The organism is bacterium (assembly GCA_021158245.1).
Taxonomy (GTDB): Bacteria; Zhuqueibacterota; QNDG01; order QNDG01; family QNDG01; genus QNDG01.
Window position 1 is genome coordinate 1 of the sequence record JAGGVB010000137.1, and the last position, 19,557, is coordinate 19,557.

At 40.4% G+C, this 19,557-nt stretch carries 13 protein-coding genes; 10 read left to right on the forward strand and 3 right to left on the reverse strand.

Translation table 11 applies throughout. The features are described 5' to 3' along the window. From J7K93_07355 to J7K93_07365, 3 genes are all read right to left on the reverse strand, one after another. The coding region (locus tag J7K93_07355) for a DPP IV N-terminal domain-containing protein (GenBank protein ID MCD6116814.1) at positions 1–544 on the reverse strand (544 nt) is incomplete at its 3' end. Between the two features lie 134 nt (positions 545–678). Then, positions 679–3,057 (reverse strand): DUF4968 domain-containing protein, encoded by a 2,379-nt coding sequence (locus J7K93_07360; protein MCD6116815.1) that lies wholly within the window; start codon positions 3,055–3,057, stop codon positions 679–681. Between the two features lie 376 nt (positions 3,058–3,433). Then, the gene (locus J7K93_07365) at positions 3,434–4,423 is read right to left on the reverse strand and encodes a MoxR family ATPase (GenBank protein ID MCD6116816.1); all 990 of its coding nucleotides are present in this window, start codon (positions 4,421–4,423) and stop codon (positions 3,434–3,436) included. Positions 4,424–4,597: 174 nt separating this feature from the next. Here J7K93_07365 and J7K93_07370 point away from each other — a divergent pair, with 174 nt between their 5' ends. The 10 genes from J7K93_07370 to rseP all read left to right on the forward strand — a co-directional run bounded on the left by J7K93_07370 (position 4,598) and on the right by rseP (position 19,078). Next, positions 4,598–5,362, forward strand: a complete 765-nt coding sequence (locus J7K93_07370) for an isoprenyl transferase (GenBank protein ID MCD6116817.1) — start codon at positions 4,598–4,600, stop codon at positions 5,360–5,362. 120 nt (positions 5,363–5,482) lie between these two features. Continuing rightward, positions 5,483–9,547, forward strand: coding sequence for a translocation/assembly module TamB domain-containing protein (locus tag J7K93_07375; GenBank protein ID MCD6116818.1), 4,065 nt, complete (start codon positions 5,483–5,485; stop codon positions 9,545–9,547). 73 nt (positions 9,548–9,620) lie between these two features. Next, the gene (bamA, locus tag J7K93_07380; GenBank protein ID MCD6116819.1) at positions 9,621–11,930 is read left to right on the forward strand and encodes an outer membrane protein assembly factor BamA; all 2,310 of its coding nucleotides are present in this window, start codon (positions 9,621–9,623) and stop codon (positions 11,928–11,930) included. A gap of 191 nt (positions 11,931–12,121) precedes the next feature. Further along, entirely contained in the window at positions 12,122–12,676 is a 555-nt protein-coding gene (locus J7K93_07385; protein ID MCD6116820.1) for an OmpH family outer membrane protein, read from the forward strand. 2 nt (positions 12,677–12,678) lie between these two features. Further along, positions 12,679–13,719: a UDP-3-O-(3-hydroxymyristoyl)glucosamine N-acyltransferase gene (lpxD, locus tag J7K93_07390; GenBank protein ID MCD6116821.1), complete on the forward strand. Its 1,041-nt coding sequence runs from the start codon at positions 12,679–12,681 to the stop codon at positions 13,717–13,719. 3 nt (positions 13,720–13,722) lie between these two features. Then, entirely contained in the window at positions 13,723–15,123 is a 1,401-nt protein-coding gene (locus J7K93_07395) for a bifunctional UDP-3-O-[3-hydroxymyristoyl] N-acetylglucosamine deacetylase/3-hydroxyacyl-ACP dehydratase (GenBank protein MCD6116822.1), read from the forward strand. Positions 15,124–15,163: 40 nt separating this feature from the next. Further along, positions 15,164–15,937, forward strand: a complete 774-nt coding sequence (lpxA, locus tag J7K93_07400) for an acyl-ACP--UDP-N-acetylglucosamine O-acyltransferase (GenBank protein ID MCD6116823.1) — start codon at positions 15,164–15,166, stop codon at positions 15,935–15,937. 4 nt (positions 15,938–15,941) lie between these two features. Continuing rightward, positions 15,942–16,745, forward strand: a complete 804-nt coding sequence (locus J7K93_07405) for a lipoate--protein ligase family protein (protein ID MCD6116824.1) — start codon at positions 15,942–15,944, stop codon at positions 16,743–16,745. A 90-nt stretch (positions 16,746–16,835) separates the two neighbouring features. Beyond that, on the forward strand, positions 16,836–17,999 hold the full coding sequence (locus J7K93_07410) for a 1-deoxy-D-xylulose-5-phosphate reductoisomerase (protein ID MCD6116825.1): 1,164 nt from the start codon (positions 16,836–16,838) through the stop codon (positions 17,997–17,999). A 2-nt stretch (positions 18,000–18,001) separates the two neighbouring features. Continuing rightward, positions 18,002–19,078, forward strand: a complete 1,077-nt coding sequence (rseP, locus tag J7K93_07415; GenBank protein ID MCD6116826.1) for an RIP metalloprotease RseP — start codon at positions 18,002–18,004, stop codon at positions 19,076–19,078. Positions 19,079–19,557: the final 479 nt, after the last annotated feature.

The following is a 19,557-nucleotide window of genomic DNA, read 5'->3' on the forward strand; positions in this document are numbered from 1 at the left end:
AAATCGTATCGGATCCGTCATTTGTAAGCTGTTTTTCCAATCCTGTTTCCATATTCACAACATAGAGATTATGGCTTCTTGTAAATGCGATGTATTTGAAGTCAGGTGAAAATGTGGGGTTTTTAACAGGTGCTTTGAATGCTGTAAGCTGGCGTAAGGTTCTATTTTTCCTGTTAATGTAAAAGATATTCCCCTTGTGCAGAATAATTGCTGCGGAAAAGTCTTTATTCCAATGTGCTCTGTTTAATGATAAATATTCAGGCAGGTTCAATTCTTCTGCGCAGGTTTTTGTGTCAAAAAAGATATTCTCTTTTCCTGTAACTGCATCAACAAGAATGTATTGGGTGGAGCTTTTTTCAAATGATTTTTTTAAAAATTTGTCTTTACCGTACCATCTCAGGTTAGGTAAGCTTTCCATGATTTTGGGTTCAGCCCATTTGTATGCCTGGCCGTATGTAATATGTTTTTTCTGAGCTGAAGCGGGCAGGGTAATCAATAGGCAAATGGCCAGGGCTGCTGCAGGTTTAAAAATATTGGTTTTCATTTTCTCTCCTTCGGTGATATTTACAATAATGCCTATAATCATGTCACCCCTTCGGGGTTTTAATTGTCGGGTCATTATCCTGCTACAATAATGCCACCTCTTCGGGGTTTGGTTGTTTTGATATGATTATATACTTACCATTTCATACGGATTTCATCTGAAATGTTTTCAATATTTATTGATTTAACTGCAGAATTTTTGTTCCGGGCCAATGTTGAAATTCTATTATTGATATTGACCTTGTCAATGTTTGTAAAATTATGAAGTATTAATTTTATAATTTTAAACACGGGCCTGTATTTTCCTGTGGTTTTTGTTATTAAAAATATTTTGTTCCCGGGGTCAAAAATCATGTCACGTTTATAAAATTTCCCTTTTCTGTAATCAAGTGTCTTCCCGTCATCATCGTAAAATGTAAAGGCTGTTTTTACATCTCCCATATATATGTGCAAAAACAGGGTGTCTCCGGGAGTTTCATCAGTGTGCTGTACTATCTTCTGCATCGGAATTATAGAACCCCCTTTTGCGAAAACAGGAAGTTCGGGCAAGTCAGATTTAACTTTTTGAGTACAGGGCCCGGTAAATGTCTGCGTTTCATCATCAACACGGAACCATTTCCCTTCTGGAAAGTAAACATCAACTGTTTTTTGGCTGCTCTTTTCAGGGCACACTAATAGAAAGGGGCCGAAAAGGTATTGATACTGAAAACGGTGATCATATATATTTTCATCAAAAGGATATAAGATGCTCAGGCTCCTGCTTACAGGCATACCTGTGTGCACAGCTTCATAAAATGCAGAGTAGATATAGGGCATAAGCTCGTATCGCTTATTAATGTATCTGCGTGAAAGAGATTCAGCCCGCTCGCCGAAGATCCACGGCTCCTGATGAAGGGAATTTATCTCAGTATGGTTTCTGAAAAAGGGAGTGTACACACCAATTGAAAGCCACCTTAGAAAAAGTTCCTTTGAAGGAGTGCCTGCGAATCCTCCTATATCGGGCCCTGTGAAGGGAATACCGGACAGGCCCATGCTGTTTACAAGGAGCACTCCTGCCATCATGTGGTCTTCGGTTGCAACATTATCTCCTGTCCACACAGCAGAATAGCGCTGTATCCCTGCAAAAGCGGAGCGTGTAAGGCAGAAGGTACGTTTGTTCTGCAGAAGTTTTTTTGTTCCTTCAAATGTGGCTTTTGTCATCAGCATTCCGTAAACATTGTGCATTTTATCCATACTGCCTGCCCTGCCTTTTACAATCTCAGGGAAGGACTGGCCCCATACAGATGGTTCGTTCATGTCATTCCAGAATCCTTCCACTCCGGGATTAATAAGAGCTGAGAAGTGGTTTCCCCACCACGATCCTGCTTCAGGATTTGTAAAATCGGGGAAATGGCATTTACCCGGCCATACCGAACCAGTATAAAAATCGGAATCAGGATAGGTTAAGAAAAATCTGTTTTTTACTCCTTCGTTGTACGCACTGTATTTTGGGTCAATCTTAATTCCGGGGTCAACAATTGTAACAACATGGAATCCCAGTCTGTTCAGCTCCGAGATCATTTTTTTCGGATCAGGAAACCGCTTTTTGTCCCACGTAAAGATTTTATATCCGTCCATGTAATGGATGTCAAGGTATATCACATCTGCAGGTATTCTCTTCTGTCTGAAAGTCTTTGCTATTCTCAACACTTCCGAATCAGGATAGTAACTCCATCTGCACTGCTGGTATCCTAAAATCCATCTCGGAACCATTTCCATTCTTCCAGTAAGCCATGTATAATCTCTTATTATATCTTTTATTGATTGAGCGCCAAAAAAGTAGTAGTCCATGTCTCCGTTTGCTGCTGAGAAAGAGTAGAATTTGTTGTCTGTTGATGCCCCGAAATCGAACCGGGTTTTATATGTGTTATCAAGAAAAATTCCGTAAACAAGGGAGTCGTGAATCCCGATAAAAAAGGGTATGCTCGCGTAAAGAGGATCAGAATTGATGTCATAAGCATAATGGTCTGTGTTCCAGTTAACATAGGTCCTTCCTCTGCGGTTAAGGGGGCCTGTTTTTTCGCCGAGGCCGATAAATTTTTCATCGTAAAACAGTTTTTTATGGCAGGTTGTTTTTGTACCCTGTCTGATGGTTCCGATAGGGCTGTAATCAGAATTGATGAGTCTGTTGTCTTTTAAGAAAAATTTAATTCTGAAGGGAGATTTGGAAATTTTTATATTCAGTTTTTCTGTGCTGAGAAAAAGTGTATCTTTTTTGTCTGTTACAGAAGTGAAATATCCTTCCGGTTTTTGGATAACTGAAAAGGGATTTATATTTTGTCCTGCTTTTTCTGACATAGTTATTCTTATAATGTCAGATTTATAAGCTGTGATTTTAACGATTTTTTTCCGGAGTGTAATTAATATTTCAGGATTGCTGTTTTTTATTGTTTCTGTTCCTGCAGAGAGCGGAATGTTGAATGAATAAATAGTCAGAATTGAAGCGGCTAAATATAAAAATCTACGGAGCATCATTGTATCCTCCTGAGTTTTTAAAATGATTTTGTAGATGTATCTATTGTACGAAAGAAATTGATTTAATTCAAAATTTATTTTTAGAAAGAACGCAGGTTTTCTATTGGGGAATCAGTGCCATGATAAATCATTTGGCTGATATTGATACATTTATCAACTTACATGTTTCTCATTATTGTTTTGAGATTTCGGAGAAGCCAGCTTTTGGGGCTGTATCAAAAGTCGATTTGAAGCCATTACGAGGAGCGAAGCGACATAGCAATCTCAGGAATTGAGCCCGAATTGCAGAGATTGCTTCTTCCGGCAAGCCGGAATCGCAATGACAGGGTTGGGACTTTTGACACAGCCCCAAGGATTCCTCATTCCCCTAATATCCTTATTCTAAAAGCCGGTCAATAATCTCAGATGCACTGATGCCGTCTGCTTCGGCATTAAAGTTAATTACGATTCTATGCCTTAATACCGGTTTTGCAATACTTTTCACATCTTCAATATCAGGCGTTGCCCTGCCCTTTAATACAGCGCGGGCTTTTGCACCGAGAATTAAATATTGAGAAGCTCTGGGCCCGGCTCCCCAGTTTATCCAGTCTTTTACAAATGAAGGAGAATCTGCATTTAAAGGCCTTGTTTTTCTTACCAGATCAACAGCATAATTAACAACTACTGCGGATACCGGCACTCTCCGTACAAGTTTCTGGATATCAATTATGTCCGCTCTTTTTAGAATTCTGTTTACAGACGGGTCTGATCCCGCAGTTGTGGAATTAACAATGTCTATCTCCTCCTGTTTGTCAGGATAATTTATCCACAGGGCAAACATGAAACGGTCAAGCTGGGCCTCTGGCAGAGGGTAAGTACCTTCCTGCTCAATGGGGTTTTGTGTGGCAAGCACAAAAAAGGGTTCTTCAATAGGGAAGGTTTTACCTGTAATACTGACCTCGTGTTCCTGCATTGCCTGAAGAAGTGCTGCCTGAGTTTTGGGGGGTGTTCGGTTTATTTCGTCTGCAAGTACGATATTTGCAAAAACAGGGCCCTTTACAAATTTAAATATTTTTTTACCAGTGGTTCTGTCCTCTTCAAGAATTTCAGTACCTGTTATATCTGAAGGCATAAGGTCAGGCGTAAACTGGATTCTGTTGAATTTTAAATCTATAACCCGGGAAAGAGTTGAAATAAGAAGAGTTTTTGCCAAACCCGGAACACCGATAATAAGGCAGTGGCCCTGAGAAAAAAGAGATATCATAAGTTCTTCAATTATTTGATCCTGCCCGATTATAATTTTCTTTATTTCGCTTATAATTTTCCCATGGCTCTTTTTTGCTTTTTCAAACAGGATAATATCTTTTTCTTTTGTTTTTTCAGTCATTGATAACCCCGATAAATGCCTAATTGTAAAATTTTTTTATAAAATATGCAATTCACTTAAAGCAACAGAAAATTAGCTTTTTTTATAGTTAAAGTCAATCTAAAATAATTTCTTGACATTCTATCCTTTTAATCGTAATTTTTCAAGTTGTGCATCAAAAAACAGAGGATTTGTATGCCGGATAAATCTGTTGAAAAAAAGATAGCGGAGCTTAAAGAAAAAGGCCGTATTCCAAACCATATTGCAATTATCATGGATGGAAACGGCAGATGGGCCAAAAAGCGGAATCTTCCGCGAATTGCCGGGCACAGAGCAGGAGTAAAAACAGTAAGAATGGTTGTAGAGGAGTGCGGCAATCTTGGTATAGATTCTCTTACGCTCTATACTTTTTCAACAGAGAACTGGAGCAGGCCTGAGAAGGAAGTTTCAGCCCTCATGAAACTTCTTATCCAGACATTGCGAAAAGAGATAAGAGACCTTGTTAAAAACAATGTAAGGTTGAATGTAATAGGCAACATAAACGGGCTTCCGCATAAAACTGCAGAAGGGATGAGGAAGGGTATTGAAGCAACGAGAGGCAATACAGGGCTTAAACTTAATCTCGCCTTAAACTACAGCGGAAGAGAAGAGATAATAAATGCTGTCCGGCTTATTGCAGAACTATCTGCAGCTGGGAAGATAAAACCGGAAGATATTGACGAATCGGTAATTGAAGAAAATCTTTATACAAGAGGCCTTACTGATCCTGATCTGCTTATCAGAACAAGCGGAGAAATGCGCATCTCAAATTTTTTGTTATGGCAGCTTGCCTATACCGAACTTTACATAACAGATGTTCTCTGGCCTGATTTCAGCAGAGAAGATCTTTACAACGCGATATTAATTTATAGTAAGAGAGAAAGAAGGTTTGGCAAGGTAAGTGAACAGATAAGAGAATAAGAAGTTCCGGTTTAAGACTTTTTTTATCCGGGAACTCTCATTTGAGTAGAGTAGTCTAATAGCTATGGTTGTGTGAGGGGTAATGCCCTCTTTTTTTTACGTGGTACGGAACAGAATTTAATGAAATCAAGAAAATGGGTTCTTGTGGTTGCAGGTATTATCAGCGTACTCTTTTTTGGGTGGTACGGTGCATGGCGGACCATAAAAGCCAATGATAAAATTCGCGTGCTTATTTTGGAAAGAATGAAGCCGTTTCTTGCTTCAAGTTCAAGTATCGGAGGGCTTGAAGTAGGGATAAGGAGCATACAGCTTCGTGATGTTGTTCTTGTGCCGAGAGACTCTGCATATACTCTTGAAGTAAAAGATATCCGTATAGGGTATAATCTTCTTAAACTCATAACTTACAGATTTGCTCCCAACAAGGTGGCCAATGAACTTGTGATGGAACATCCGGTAATTACCATAAGGGAGGGGATGAGATCAAAACAAAAGATTGATGATAAATCAGCAATAATGTTTTCATCAAATAAATTGGCAGGAGAGCTTGAAACAATAAAGAGAATTGCTATAACAGATGCAAAGATCATTATTGAAAATAAGGAAGGAAGACGGCTTGTTTTAGGGCACTCTCTTGAAGGATATTTAAGAACAGAAAGGGCTGATTCTTCATGTTTGAGATTGACAGGGGGAATATTCAGCAGTAAGAAAAATAATCTGCATATCGAGGGTGTTGTTGACCTTATTAAAGCAGTACCCCTTGATGTGCATATAAAATTGGATAAACTTTCTCCAAGAGGGAATCTTGATTTAATTCTGCCCCCTTATCTTTCAATTACGAAGGGATCTGTGGAAGGAGAGCTCTTTTTCGGTAAAAGGACTGAAGCAAGAGGGTTTGTTGTTGTTAAAGATAGTGACATTGCATTTAAAGGAATGAATCTGATCTATAGCGGAATCAACCTGAAAGGTAATTTATCCGGAGATTCTCTTTTTGTAAAGGGCAATATTAATAGCTTTAACGGCTCGGAAGTTAAAATAAATGGAAGTGTAAGCAATGTTTTTTCCCCTGTGTGGGACTTAACGGTTTCGTGCCCCGGGTTTGATATTCCCGCTTTTTTTCGTGAAGCGGTACCGGGATCCCGCTATGGTATTAAAGGCAGAGGCTCGTATAATTTAAAACTGTCGGGCAGCCTGTTTAATCCTGAAATAAAAGGCTATCTTCATTCATCTGATTTAGCAATATACGGCATAGGCCTGAAAAACTATGCAATGGCAATAGGTATGAAAGACAGTGTTTTGACTCTGGAAGGTACAGGTTCAAGAGGTGATGATATAAGTTTTGGCCTGGCAGGCAAGATTGATTTCTCCGATTCAGCATATTCATCGGCACTTTCACTTTCAGTAAAGGGAAGCCTTCTTCCGGTAATTAATCCGGTTGTAAGAAGCAGATTAAAAGCATGCGGCGGCACAATAGATGTGAGGGTTAACGGAGAATTAGAAAATTTAAAGGGCCATTTGGAAGGAAGAATTGCGACTCTCTCAACGGAAGGCGATACATTATTGATTTTTCCGTCATTAAGTTATTCTCATGATTCTCTCGGGGTAGTGATATCTTCCAACAGTACTTTTGGTTTAAAAGGATATATCCAGAGGCCCTTTCGTAACGGGGCAACCTGGAATCTTTCATCTGTAAATGTAACTGATTTATTATATCCTATGGTTCCTTCAATTTTTAAGCGGATTATAAAACCTTTGCATATAGGGTTGAACTTTAAAGGGAATGATAATAAGTGGGCTATTACAGCACAGGGAAAATCTATTGAAAGATCCCGGCATACAACATTTTTTACGTTGAACGTTGATCCGCTGGATTGGAAAAACGAAAAATCGTGCCGAGTCAGCTCTGTCATCTACGATATGACAGGAAAGCCGATGAGTGCAGGATTCCAGGCAGGATTTTTAAATAACAGCCTGTCTGTAAGAAGATTGAAAATAGGGAAGAATTTTTCAGGGAATGCTGTTATCCCTTTTTCTTCTCAGGATTCGATTTCAGCCCATTTGATATCAAAGAATATTGATCCTGCAGGGTTGAAAAAATATTTTTCCGATCCCCCTTCTCTTTCCGGCCTTATATCATCTGCTTTGGATGTTTCCGGCACAGCAGAGAAACCCACGGTAAAATTTGCCCTTGATTTTAAAAAAGGGTTTATGAATCAGATAGGGCCTCTGGATGGAATGCTCTCTGCCAACTGGGCCGGAGGGAAATTTATCCGCCTTGATGCAAATCTGAACAGAAGAACAAAGAGAATACTTTTCGGTTCTGTTTTCAGAACCTCTTCGGATTCTCTTTCCGGAAATTTTAAAACAGATACTCTTTATATAAAAGAGATCAGCACTGCGCTTTTTAAGAATAATAGTTACAAAGGCCTGATGTTGATGAATCTGAATGTCGCAGGCAGGCCTGTAATGCCAGTTGTTTCCGGAGATATTGAAATTCTTGACGGCAAAGCGGGCCCTCTGCTGTTTAAAAAACTCAATGCAAGTTTCAGGGATACTCTTAATACGGGCCGCAGTATATCAAATAGCGGTTTCTATATTACGAGAGGAGAAGTTGAGCGCTCAGATAACTGCAGAATACAGTTCAGCGGAAGAATACCGCACGCACACTCTGGAAAGCTCGATCTTAAAGTTAGTGCATCAGGTAATGTGCTCGGTATGCTGTCGGACATCTCCGGTATTGTTAAGAAGAGCAGGGGAACAGGCAGCCTGTTTTTACGTTTTGCAGGCACAAGCGGTAACTGGGTTCTCGGGAGTGCAAAAGTAAACATTGACAATGGAGAATTAAAGCTTTCTTCTCTCTTTACTTCCATAAAAGATATTCGTATAAATGCAGAGTTAAAACCCGGAGAGAGGTTTTTAAGCATCAATGAAATAAGCGGGCTTGTGGATCGTTCTCCTGTTCTTATCCGTAACATCAGAGATAATAACAAACTGCCTCGGTTGAGGATCAGCAAACTTGGTGTGGATATGGGAAATTTTATTTTACGCACTGAAAAACCTGTAAGAATGGCTCTTCCCGGGCTTATGGAAAAAGGGGCTGAGGGAAGGATACTGTTTACGGGCTTTGATTTTAATGATTTTATGATTGGCGGGCCGTCTTCATACCCAAGCTTAAACGGTACCCTCCAATTAGTGGACTTTCGTTTTACATACCCGCTTTTAAAATCGGATGAGGCAGGAGAAGATGAATTCGTTAAAATCCTGTCAAAGATCAACTGGAATATAAATGTCGTACCGAGAAAAGATGTACATTATACAAGAGATATTAAAACGGCACTGGGCAATGTGTTTGCAGATTTAAAACTCAGGGACGGTTCCGGAGGTGTCAGGATAAAAGGAACAATTGACAAAGACAATTTTGAAGTGTGGGGAAATGTCTCCTCAACAGAGGGAAGCCTTGAAGTCCTTGAACATTTTTTCCGGCCTGAACAGATAACATTTGATATGCCGCGAAAGACACATGAACCCATATTTTCCGGCAGGGCGTTTACAACAGTAACTGATTCCCTTGGGATGCCTGCCACAGTGTGGCTTTCTGTCGCAGTAAGGGACAGAGAAACAGGAATAGAAAAAAGCGGCGGTTTATGGGAGAACATACATTTTAAATTTTCTACTGATAATCCGAATCTTGGACGTACTGAAGCGGATCTGATGGCAGCCCTTGGTTATTCTGCTGATAATATAAAGGCAAGGGCGTATGATGCTTTGGGAACACAGGTTGAAAATCTTATTTTCAGGCCCATCTTCAGGCCGATTGAGAGGGGAATAAGGCGTCATCTCGGACTTGATGTTGTAAGGTTCTCCTCAATGTTTACCAGAAACTTGTTTCAGATGAGGACAATGAGCACGCCTCAGTTTGATGCAAAGTATCTATTGAGAAGCACACGCTGGACTCTTGGTAAATATATAGGCCCTGGTATTTTCATAACATATACCGGACAGGTTCAGAATGAATCGTATTATCACGGATATATGACTCACGGGATTGGTTTCCGCCATGCCCTTTCTCTTGAGTTTACTCTAAGGCCAGACATTTTCCTTGAATTTGAATATACTTATGACAGCCAGCTTCTGTCTGACAGGAGGGAAGACAAAAAAATATGGATAAGGCATATTTTCCCATTTTAAGAGATTGAATTTTATTCTTTACAAATTGCAATATATTTTGTATTATTATAGGTTATATCGGGAGGAGATAATTTTGAAATATCGGATATCAACAGTTATTATTCTTGTCATACTTGTTTCTGTATGGATACCTGCAAGTGCGCAGCAAACACGTATAGGTACTCTGCTTGGGCTTTCAGTGGAGGGTACTGTTACATCGGAACCTGTTGTGGTTAAAATGAGTTCGGGATTGAAGGAAGGGAGTGATGTAACGTGGGAAGATATTCAGCATGCAGTAAAACAATTATGGGCTCTCGGTATTTTTTCTGATATCCGAATTGTTCTTGACAAGCAGACTGCACAGGGGATATTTTTAACCATAAAGGTGATGGAATATCAGCGCCTTGAGAAGCTGATTATCAAGGGTAATAAAAAACTCAAAAGAAACGACATTGAAAAAGAGATCGGATTTTTCCGCGGGCAGGTTTTAAATTCTACGCAGATAGCACAGGCTAAAAAAAGAATCCTGGATAAATATCAGGAAAAAGGCTATACTCTGGCAACAATAGAAACGAAAATTTTGCCGTCGGATAAAAAGGGCAGGGCCCTGCTCCAGCTTACAATAAAAGAGGGCGAAAAAGTACAGATTAAACGTATCCGCTTTTTCGGCAATACTGCATTTGCTGATGGTAAACTGAAAAAACAGATGAAAAAAACAAAAGAGGATACATGGTGGAGGGGTGCTGATTTTAACAGGGTGAAGTATGATGAAGATAAGGAAAAGGTATTAGGATTTTACAGAAATAACGGATTCCGTGATGCTGAAATTATCAAAGACTCTCTCTACTATGATTCGAAACGTAAAGATATGTTTATTGACCTGTGGCTCAGGGAAGGTCAATGCTACTATATCGGCAATGTTTCGTGGGAAGGCAGCACAATATTTACAGGGGATGAGCTCTATCCCCTTCTAAAATTCAAGACAGGAGATGTATTTAGTGAAAAAGATTTTCAGGAATCTATAAATGACAAAATAGGCGGTGCCTATTATGATAAAGGTTATATTTACGCACAGATAAATCCAAAGGAGAGTTTACGGGGAGAAGATACTCTTGACATCCATTTTATTATAAAAGAAGGCGAACCTGTCCGTATCAGGCAGATTCATATATTAGGAAACAACCGGACAAAGGACAGGGTTATAAGGAGAGAACTCAGAATCCGGCCCGGTGATGTGTTCAGCAAAGAGCTCCTCATGCGCAGCCAGAGAGACCTTATGGTTCTCAACTATTTTTCCAATGTTGTTCCCAATGTAGTGCCTGTTAATGACAAGGAGATGGACCTCTCATTTAAAGTTGATGAAAAATCAACGGATACTGCAAATCTTTCTGCAGGCTGGAGTGAGCTTGACAGGCTTATCGGCAGTGTCGGGCTTGGCATGAATAATCTGTTTGGTAACGGCCAGCAGCTTTCTTTAAACTGGAATTTCGGCCAGTATTACCGTTCCTTTAATCTGGGCTTTACAGAACCGTGGCTTATGAATACACCGACTCTTGTGGGAGTTTCTGTTTATGATACAAAAAGAGATCCGTATTACATAGGATACAGCCAGCAGACAAGAGGAATTTCAGTAAGGCTCGGACGCAGATTCAGATGGCCTGACAACTATTTCCGAGGCGATTGGATATATCGCATTGATGAAACGGCACTTGGAGATTTTAGTGATTATTATATAAAGCTGAATCCTAATAATATTGTTAAAGAAGACTGGCCTTTGACAACAAGCGGAATTACTCAGATAATTTCAAGAAGCAGCCTTAATCATCCGGAATTTCCAACAATGGGTTCAAGGGTAAGTTTATCTACAGAAGTTACAGGCGGTATTCTCGGCGGTAATGTAGGATATCATAAACACGTTTTCAAAGCAGAGTTCTTCCATCCTACTTTTATCCCGAATCTTATTCTTCTTACAAGAGTACAGGTTGGTGCAATGGGAGAAGTAGGTGAATCAAAAGGTATTCCATATCTTAACTACTTTTTTATAGGCGGCAGCGGAATGTCGCGCTCAATACCATTAAGAGGTTATGATGATCCTCTTGCAGGCGGCGGAATCCGCACAGGCGGAAAAACCATGTTTGAAACGACGATAGAGCTTAGATTCCCCCTTATCAGTAATCCTATGATGTTCGGCCTGGTTTTTGCCGAAGCAGGTAATACATGGCCCGATTTTTCGCATACGGATCCGTTTGATCTGCGACGTTCAGTAGGTATTGGAGCACGTATATTTATGCCTATGGTTGGTATGCTCGGGTTTGATTATGCTTATGGATTTGACCAGATAGATTCATACGGAAGAAGATTCGGCCAGTGGAAACCTCAGTTTGTATTTGGAAGAGGATTCTGATAATATTCAAGACATATCATTATTATACAGGCCAACAGGCATTGCCTTGTCAGATAAGGCGGAAGTAAATTTTTAGAAATAACCAGATGGGCCTCATCAAAAGCCTGATTATGAAAGAGGGAATATTCAGGTCTGATTTATGATAATGTCCTTTATAAGAATTGTTTCGTGAATGAAAAGAGGAGGAAAGTATGTTTAAAAGAAGTAGAATTTTGGTTGTAATATTAATTTTAGTACTTACTGTGTCTGCAGGAGTATTTGCACAGCTTAAGATCGCTTATGTTAATTCCGATCAGGTATTGAAAAATTATCAGGCTGCAATTGATGCATCGAAAAAACTTGAAGAAGAGAGCAATAAATGGGGCATGGAGCTTCAGAAAATGCAGCAGCAGTTTAAGGATTCACAGGATAAGCTGCAGCAGCAGAGCCTTCTTTTAAGTGAAGCAAAAAAGAAAGAGAAAGCACAGGAAGTCCAAGACCTTTATGTAAAAATTCAGCAGTACCAGAATCAGAAATGGGGACAGCAGGGCGAATACTTTAAGCGCCAGCAGGAACTTATGGGGCCGATAATTCAGACTATTAATGAAACAATTCATAAAATCGGCAAAGATGAAGGATATGATTATATATTTGATACTGTTGCAGGCAATGTACTTTTTGCAAAAGACAAGTATGATTTAACAGACAAACTTCTAAAAGAACTTGAAAAGGGTGCTGCTGCAAAACCAAAAACCGGCGGAAATTAATCATGGCATATCGCCTGGACGAAATTGCAGGAAAAATAGGCGGTGAACTATCAGGTGACGGAAGTATTGAGATTTCAGGAGTTGCCAAAATTGAAGAAGCAGGCAAAGGAACAATAACATTTCTGGCAAATACAAAATATCTCCGTTTTCTTGATTCTTCAGGGGCATCAGCAATAATTATCGGGAAAGATGTGGATTACAAGGGAGAAAAACCTGTAATCAAAACAGATGACCCCTATTTTACGTTTTTACAGGCTGTGCTTATGTTTCACAGCACTGCAGAGCCTGCTGACATTGGAGTGCATGAAACAGCTGTTATCGGTGAAGAAACAGAGATTGGCAGAAATGTTTCCATAGGAGCTAATGTTGTTGTTGGAAAGAGATGCAGAATCGGCGACAATACAATTCTGATGCCTGGGGTAGTTGTAGAAGATGATGTCTCAATAGGTGCTGACTGCCTTGTCCGTCCTCTGGTAAATTTGTGCAGGAACGTCAGAATAGGCGATAGAGTTGTCCTGCACGGCGGTGTTGTTGTGGGCAGTGACGGTTTTGGATTTGCATTTCATGAGGGAAAATACCATAAGATACCTCAGATTGGTACGGTTGTAATTGAGGATGATGTTGAAATCGGTGCCAACTCAACAATTGACCGTGCAACAATGGGCGAGACCAGAATTAAAAAGGGTACAAAAATAGACAATCTCGTACAAATTGCCCATAACTGCGTGATAGGCGAAAATACTGTTATAGCTGCACAGGCCGGATTATCGGGCAGTACAAAAATCGGGAATTATGTGAGAATAGGCGGGCAGGCCGGATTTGCAGGGCATATGTCAATCGGCAATAATTCGGCTGTTATGGCACAGTCAGGCGTAAGTAAATCCTTTCCTGATAATGTTGTAATATTCGGATACCCTGCGGGTTTAAGCATGGAAGAGTTCCGGAAACAGGGTGCCCTGCGCAGGCTTCCCGGCCTTATTAAGGAATTCAACGAGTTGAAAAAAGAGATTGAGCGGATTAAAAAAGATAAAGAGAAGAGCTGATAAATGTTAGAAGAAAATCAAAGGACAATTAAAAAAACAGTATCAATGTCCGGCATAGGCCTTCATACCGGAAACAAGACTACTCTTGTTTTCAGGCCTGCAGAGCCAAATACAGGAATCAAATTCAGACGCGTTGACATTGAGGGGAATCCTGAAATTCTCGCTGATATTGATAATGTTGTTGATAATTCGAGAGATACTACCCTGGGTTCGGGAGATGTACGTATAAGGCAGGTTGAGCATGTACTTGCTGCTGTTTATGGCATGGGGATTGATAATATCATAATCGAATTGGATTCCAATGAGCCTCCTGTCGGCGACGGGAGTGCAATGCCTTTTGTAAAAATTCTTAAAAAAGCAGGATTTGAACAGCAGGATGCCCCGCGGGAGTATCTTGAAATCGACGAGACCATTACCTATACCAATGAAAAAGATGGTGTGGATATGGTTGTGTTCCCTTCGGATATTTTCCGCATAACATTTATGGTAGATTACAGAAACCCGGCTTTGGGAACTCAGTATACTTCTATGTATTCTCTTGAAGACGAATTTGTGAAAGATTTTGCCCCTGCCCGTACATTTTGTTTCCTTCATGAAGTCGAAGAGCTCCATAAAGAAGGCTTAATACAGGGCGGCAGCCTGAATAATGCTGTTGTTATTGTTGACAGGGATTTAACCCCTGAGGAGATGAGGACTCTTGCCAGCCGTTTTGGTATTGATCAAAATGTAACTAACGGAACAAACGGAATCCTCGGCGGTGTGGAGCTGAGATTCTACAATGAACCGGTTCGCCATAAAACTCTGGATTTGATCGGAGATCTGGCACTTCTCGGAATGCCGATTAAAGCTCATGTAATGGCAGCGCGTTCAGGGCATGCAGCACATGTAGAACTTGTAAGAAAGATAAGACAACTGTATAAAAAGAAGAAGCTTGCAAATAAATACCGTAAATCAGGATTCAAGAAGGGCATTGTACTTGACAATCTTGCAATTCAGAAAATATTGCCCCATAGGTACCCTTTCCTGTTGGTTGATAAAATAGTAGACCTCATACCGGGTAAGGAAGTTGTGGGTGTGAAAAATGTTACAATAAACGAATCTTTTTTTCAGGGCCATTTTCCCGGGCATCCTATTATGCCTGGAGTTTTGATAATTGAATCAATGGCACAGACAGGGGCTGTTCTGCTTCTTGATGCTATTGAAGATCCTCAGAGCAAGATTGCGTATTTTATGGCCATAGATAAGGTGAGGTTCAGGAAACCTGTTCTCCCTGGCGACATACTGCAGATAAGAGTGGAACTGATTCGCCAGAGGGCAAGTTCATGCAAGATGGCAGGAATGGCGTATGTTGACGGAGAACTTGTATGTGAGGCCCAGTTTATGTGTGCAATGGTTGATCGTTAATAACAGGCGTTAATTTTTCTCAATAAACAGAGGAATTATTGTGGCAGATATTCATCCAGCAGCAATTGTTCATAAAAATGCGGAATTGGCTTCGGATGTCAAAGTAGGGCCGTTTGCAATTATAGAAGAGAATGTAAAGATAAAGAGCGGAGCCGATATCCGGTCAAGTGCCCTTATTGCAGAGGGAACCCGTATCGGTAAGAATGTTATTGTACACCACGGTGCAGTCATAGGGACAATTCCGCAGGATTTAAAATTTGGCGGGGAAGAAACACTATTTGAAGTTGGCGACAATAGTGAAATCAGAGAATACAGCGTACTTAACAGAGGTACTTCCAACAGAGGCAAGAGCAGTGTAGGGGAGAATTGTTTTTTAATGGCGTATTCTCATGTTGCACATGATTGTATTGTCGGCGATAATGTTATTCTTGCAAACGGAGTACAGCTTGGCGGGCATGTTACAATTGGCGACTATGTGATAATAGGCGGGCTTACAGCTGTGCATCAGTTCAGCTATATAGGAAGCCATGCTTTTATAGGAGGAGGGTTCCGGGTTGTGCAGGATGTGCCGCCCTATGTACTTGCAGCAGGAGAGCCTTTAAGATACAGTGGGCTGAATGTTGTAGGATTAAGAAGGCGGGGATTTTCAAATGAATCCATAAGGGCTCTTCAGAGATGCTACCGTTTCCTATACCGTTCAAAAATGAATATATCCCAGGCAGTTGAAAAGATAAAAGAAGAGATGGAAATAACTTCTGAAGTGCAGAATGTTTTTGATTTTATTGAAAAAAGCGACAGAGGCATGATTCGTTAGTTCTATGGAAAAGTGGAGATGGATTAATACGGGATTTGCTGCAGGTTCGATGCAGATGGCAATAGACTGGGTTTTACTTGAATCCGTAAAAGAGACGGAAATTCCTGTAATGAGAATTTACAGATGGGAACCTTTCTGCATTTCAATGGGGCATAATCAGGCTCTTTCTCATATAGATATTGAAAAATGCAGACAGAAGAATGTTGATGTTGTAAGGCGGCCTACAGGCGGCAGGGCTGTTTTTCATGCAGAAGAAGTTACTTATTCCGTAATAGTACCGGAGACAAATCGTTTTGCAAAAGAGAGTGTAAATGAATTTTACATGCTTGTGTCTAATGGGCTTGCAAGAGGTGTCAGGATGCTTGATGTACCTGCGGTTCTTGAAAAACGGGGTATGAATTTAAGGAATCATTATAAAAAAAGTTCTCTTTCAGCGAGCTGTTTTTCTGCTGCTGCGAGATACGAAGTGGTTGTTGAAGGAAGAAAATTGATAGGAAGCGCCCAGCGGCGCATAAGGGGAGGCCTTCTTCAGCACGGATCCATACTAACCGGAGATGCACATCTTGAGCTGCCCTTTTTTTTAAGATCCAAATCGGATTCAGAAAGAGAGGAGATGAAAAAACAGATAGCAGCGAAAACAATTTCCATAGGAACCTATCTTGGAAGAGATGTTTCCTTTGAAGAAGCAGGCGAGGCGGTAAAGCGCGGAATATCAGAGGAGATGTCAGTGGAATTTACAGACAGCGGCCTTTCAGGGGAAGAGTTTAAAAAAGCTTTTAACCTGCAGAATACATTTGCAGTTAAATAATTTTAGACATTTAAAGCCCTGCAATGAAAGATAGATTGTGTTTTAATTAACTACCTGGTAAAGGTAGGTGTTTGTTTTGGAGGTTTTGTTATAAAAAAGAAAATTGCAATTTGGGGGTCAACGGGTTCAATAGGTACTCAGACACTTGATATAGTCAGCCTTCACAGAGATAAATTTTCTGTGGAAGTTTTGACAAGCCATGTTAATATTGAAAAATTATTTGACCAGGCAGGGAAAGTATCTCCTGAATTTGCCGTTATTACAGGATTAAACAAACAGTCAGATTGGGAAAAGAAATTCCATGATTTGGGAGTAAAGCTTCTTTTCGGGGAGGCCGGGCTGCTGGAAACTGCATACTCATCCGTCGAAGAAGTTGTTGTTAACGCCCTTGTAGGAAGTGCAGGCCTTAAAGCAACCTTAAAAGCAGTTGAAGCAGGCAAAGATATTGCCCTTGCAAACAAGGAAGTGCTTGTAATGGCAGGCAGTTTCGTATCTGAAAAAGTGAGAGAAAAAAATGTAAAGCTTCTTCCGATTGACAGCGAACACAGCGCAATTTTTCAATGCCTTGCAGGCGAGGAAAAATCAAAAGTAAAGCGGCTGATTCTTACAGCATCAGGAGGGCCGTTTTTTAATAAAGATAAAAAAGAGCTTGAACATGCCACTGTAAAAGACGCACTGGCTCATCCCAACTGGTCAATGGGCAGGAAAGTAACTATTGATTCTGCTACAATGATGAACAAGGGTCTTGAAGTAATAGAGGCAAGATACCTCTTTGATATACATCAGGATAAAATAGACATTGTAGTTCACCCCCAATCCATAATTCACTCAATGGTTGAATTTCGCGACGGCTCAATAAAGGCTCAGCTTGGTAATCCTGATATGCATGTGCCTATAATGTATGCACTATCTTATCCTGACCGCTGGCAGGGCCCTTACGGAAGCATGGATTTTTCTATTACAGATAAATTAACATTTGCAGCGCCGGATTTTGATAAATTCCCCTGCCTTAATCTTGCATTCCATGCATTGGGAATGGGAGGTACAGGCACAGCAGCATTAAACGGAGCGGACGAAGCAGCAGTAGATCTGTTTCTAAGGGGAATTATCTCATTTAGTGAAATTCCAGCAGCAATTGAGCATGCTCTTTCAAATCTGCAGAGTATTGATAATCCTGAAATTGAAGATATCTTAAAAGCAGATGAATGGGCAAGAGATTTTGTTTACAAAAATTGGTCAAAGGACAAGGAATAGATATGATAACAACAATTCTATCAACAGTTATTGTGTTAGGCATACTGGTTTTTCTGCATGAAACAGGCCATTTCGCCGCTGCAAAGCTTTGCGGCATGCGTGTTGAAAGATTTTCCATGGGATATCCGCCGAGGCTTTTCGGCAGGAAAATAGGAGATACCGACTACTGTGTATCTGCAATTCCATTCGGAGGATACGTAAAAATATCAGGCATGGTTGATGAAAGCCTTGACAAAGAACAGCTTTTAAAGGAACCGGAACCGTGGGAGTACAGGGCCAGGCCCTGGATTCAAAAATTTACAGTTATTTTGGCCGGGCCTGTGATGAATATTCTGTTTGCTCTTATTGTTTTTATAGGTACGGCTTTTGTGTATGGAGTTGCAGAACAGAAACCGGGTTCGGGAATAGGCCAGGTCATGGAAAAGATGCCTGCTGCAGGCGCAGGTATGATTGCCGGAGATAAAATAGTTGAAATAAACAGCGCACCTGTTAAAACATGGAAAGATCTTACTGATATTATCCATAAATCGGCCGGGAAATCCGTTACAATAAAGTGGATGCGGAACGATACTGTAAAACAGGCGGTAATTACTCCTGAGAAACAGAAGATTCAGAATCCTGACGGTTCTCTTGAGGAGGTCGGGCTTATAGGAATAACTCCTGAAGTAGAAATCAGAAAGGTCTCCTTTGTAAAATCTGTTAAATCAGGTACTGCAACTCTTATCAGGCTGACAAAAATGATAGGCGTGTCATTAATCAAACTTATAACAGGCCATGAGTCTATAAAGTCTCTCGGCGGCCCGATAGTAATTGCAAAGCTGGCAGGTGACAGTGCAAGGTCAGGTATGGGGACGTTGATGGCATTTATGGCATTTTTAAGCCTTAATCTCGGGCTTCTGAACCTGCTGCCTATTCCGGTACTTGACGGAGGGCATCTCTTTTTTCTGTCGATTGAAGGAGTTATAAGGAGAGAGATTCCAATAAAGGTGAAATTAATATTGCAGCAGATTGGTATGGCGCTGCTTCTTGGATTGATGATTTTTGTTATTTATAATGATATATTAAGGGTTTTTAAATAGATTGGAAACCCTTTGAGGTTTTGAAAAGAAAAAAAGGGCAGGATGCATCCTGCCCTTACAATTCTGTCATTCCCGCGAACGCGGGAATCCAGAGTTTTTTATTTCTCTGACATAGTCTTTTCAACTACCCCCGCCTCCCCTGGTTTCCCGCTTAAAACATGCGGGAAAGACAATGAAGTAAGGAAAATACTATACCGTCTGTCATTCCCGCGAACGCGGGAATCCAGGGAGTGCATGGATAATTTCCTTCTACCATTCAAATTTATCTTTATTATTTTAATTTTACGTACGGCACTTTTTTCAAAAAAAAGTGCCCAAAAAACGCCGGCTGCCGAAAATTTCCTAAAAATGTCAAAAAACTCTCTGAAAGGCAAAAACTCACCCGATTCAGATTATTATATTTTTTTTAAAAGAGAATCGGGTTCAAACAGTTTGCCTTTCCGGGCGTTCGTTTTTCAACATTTTTTTAACGGAAATTT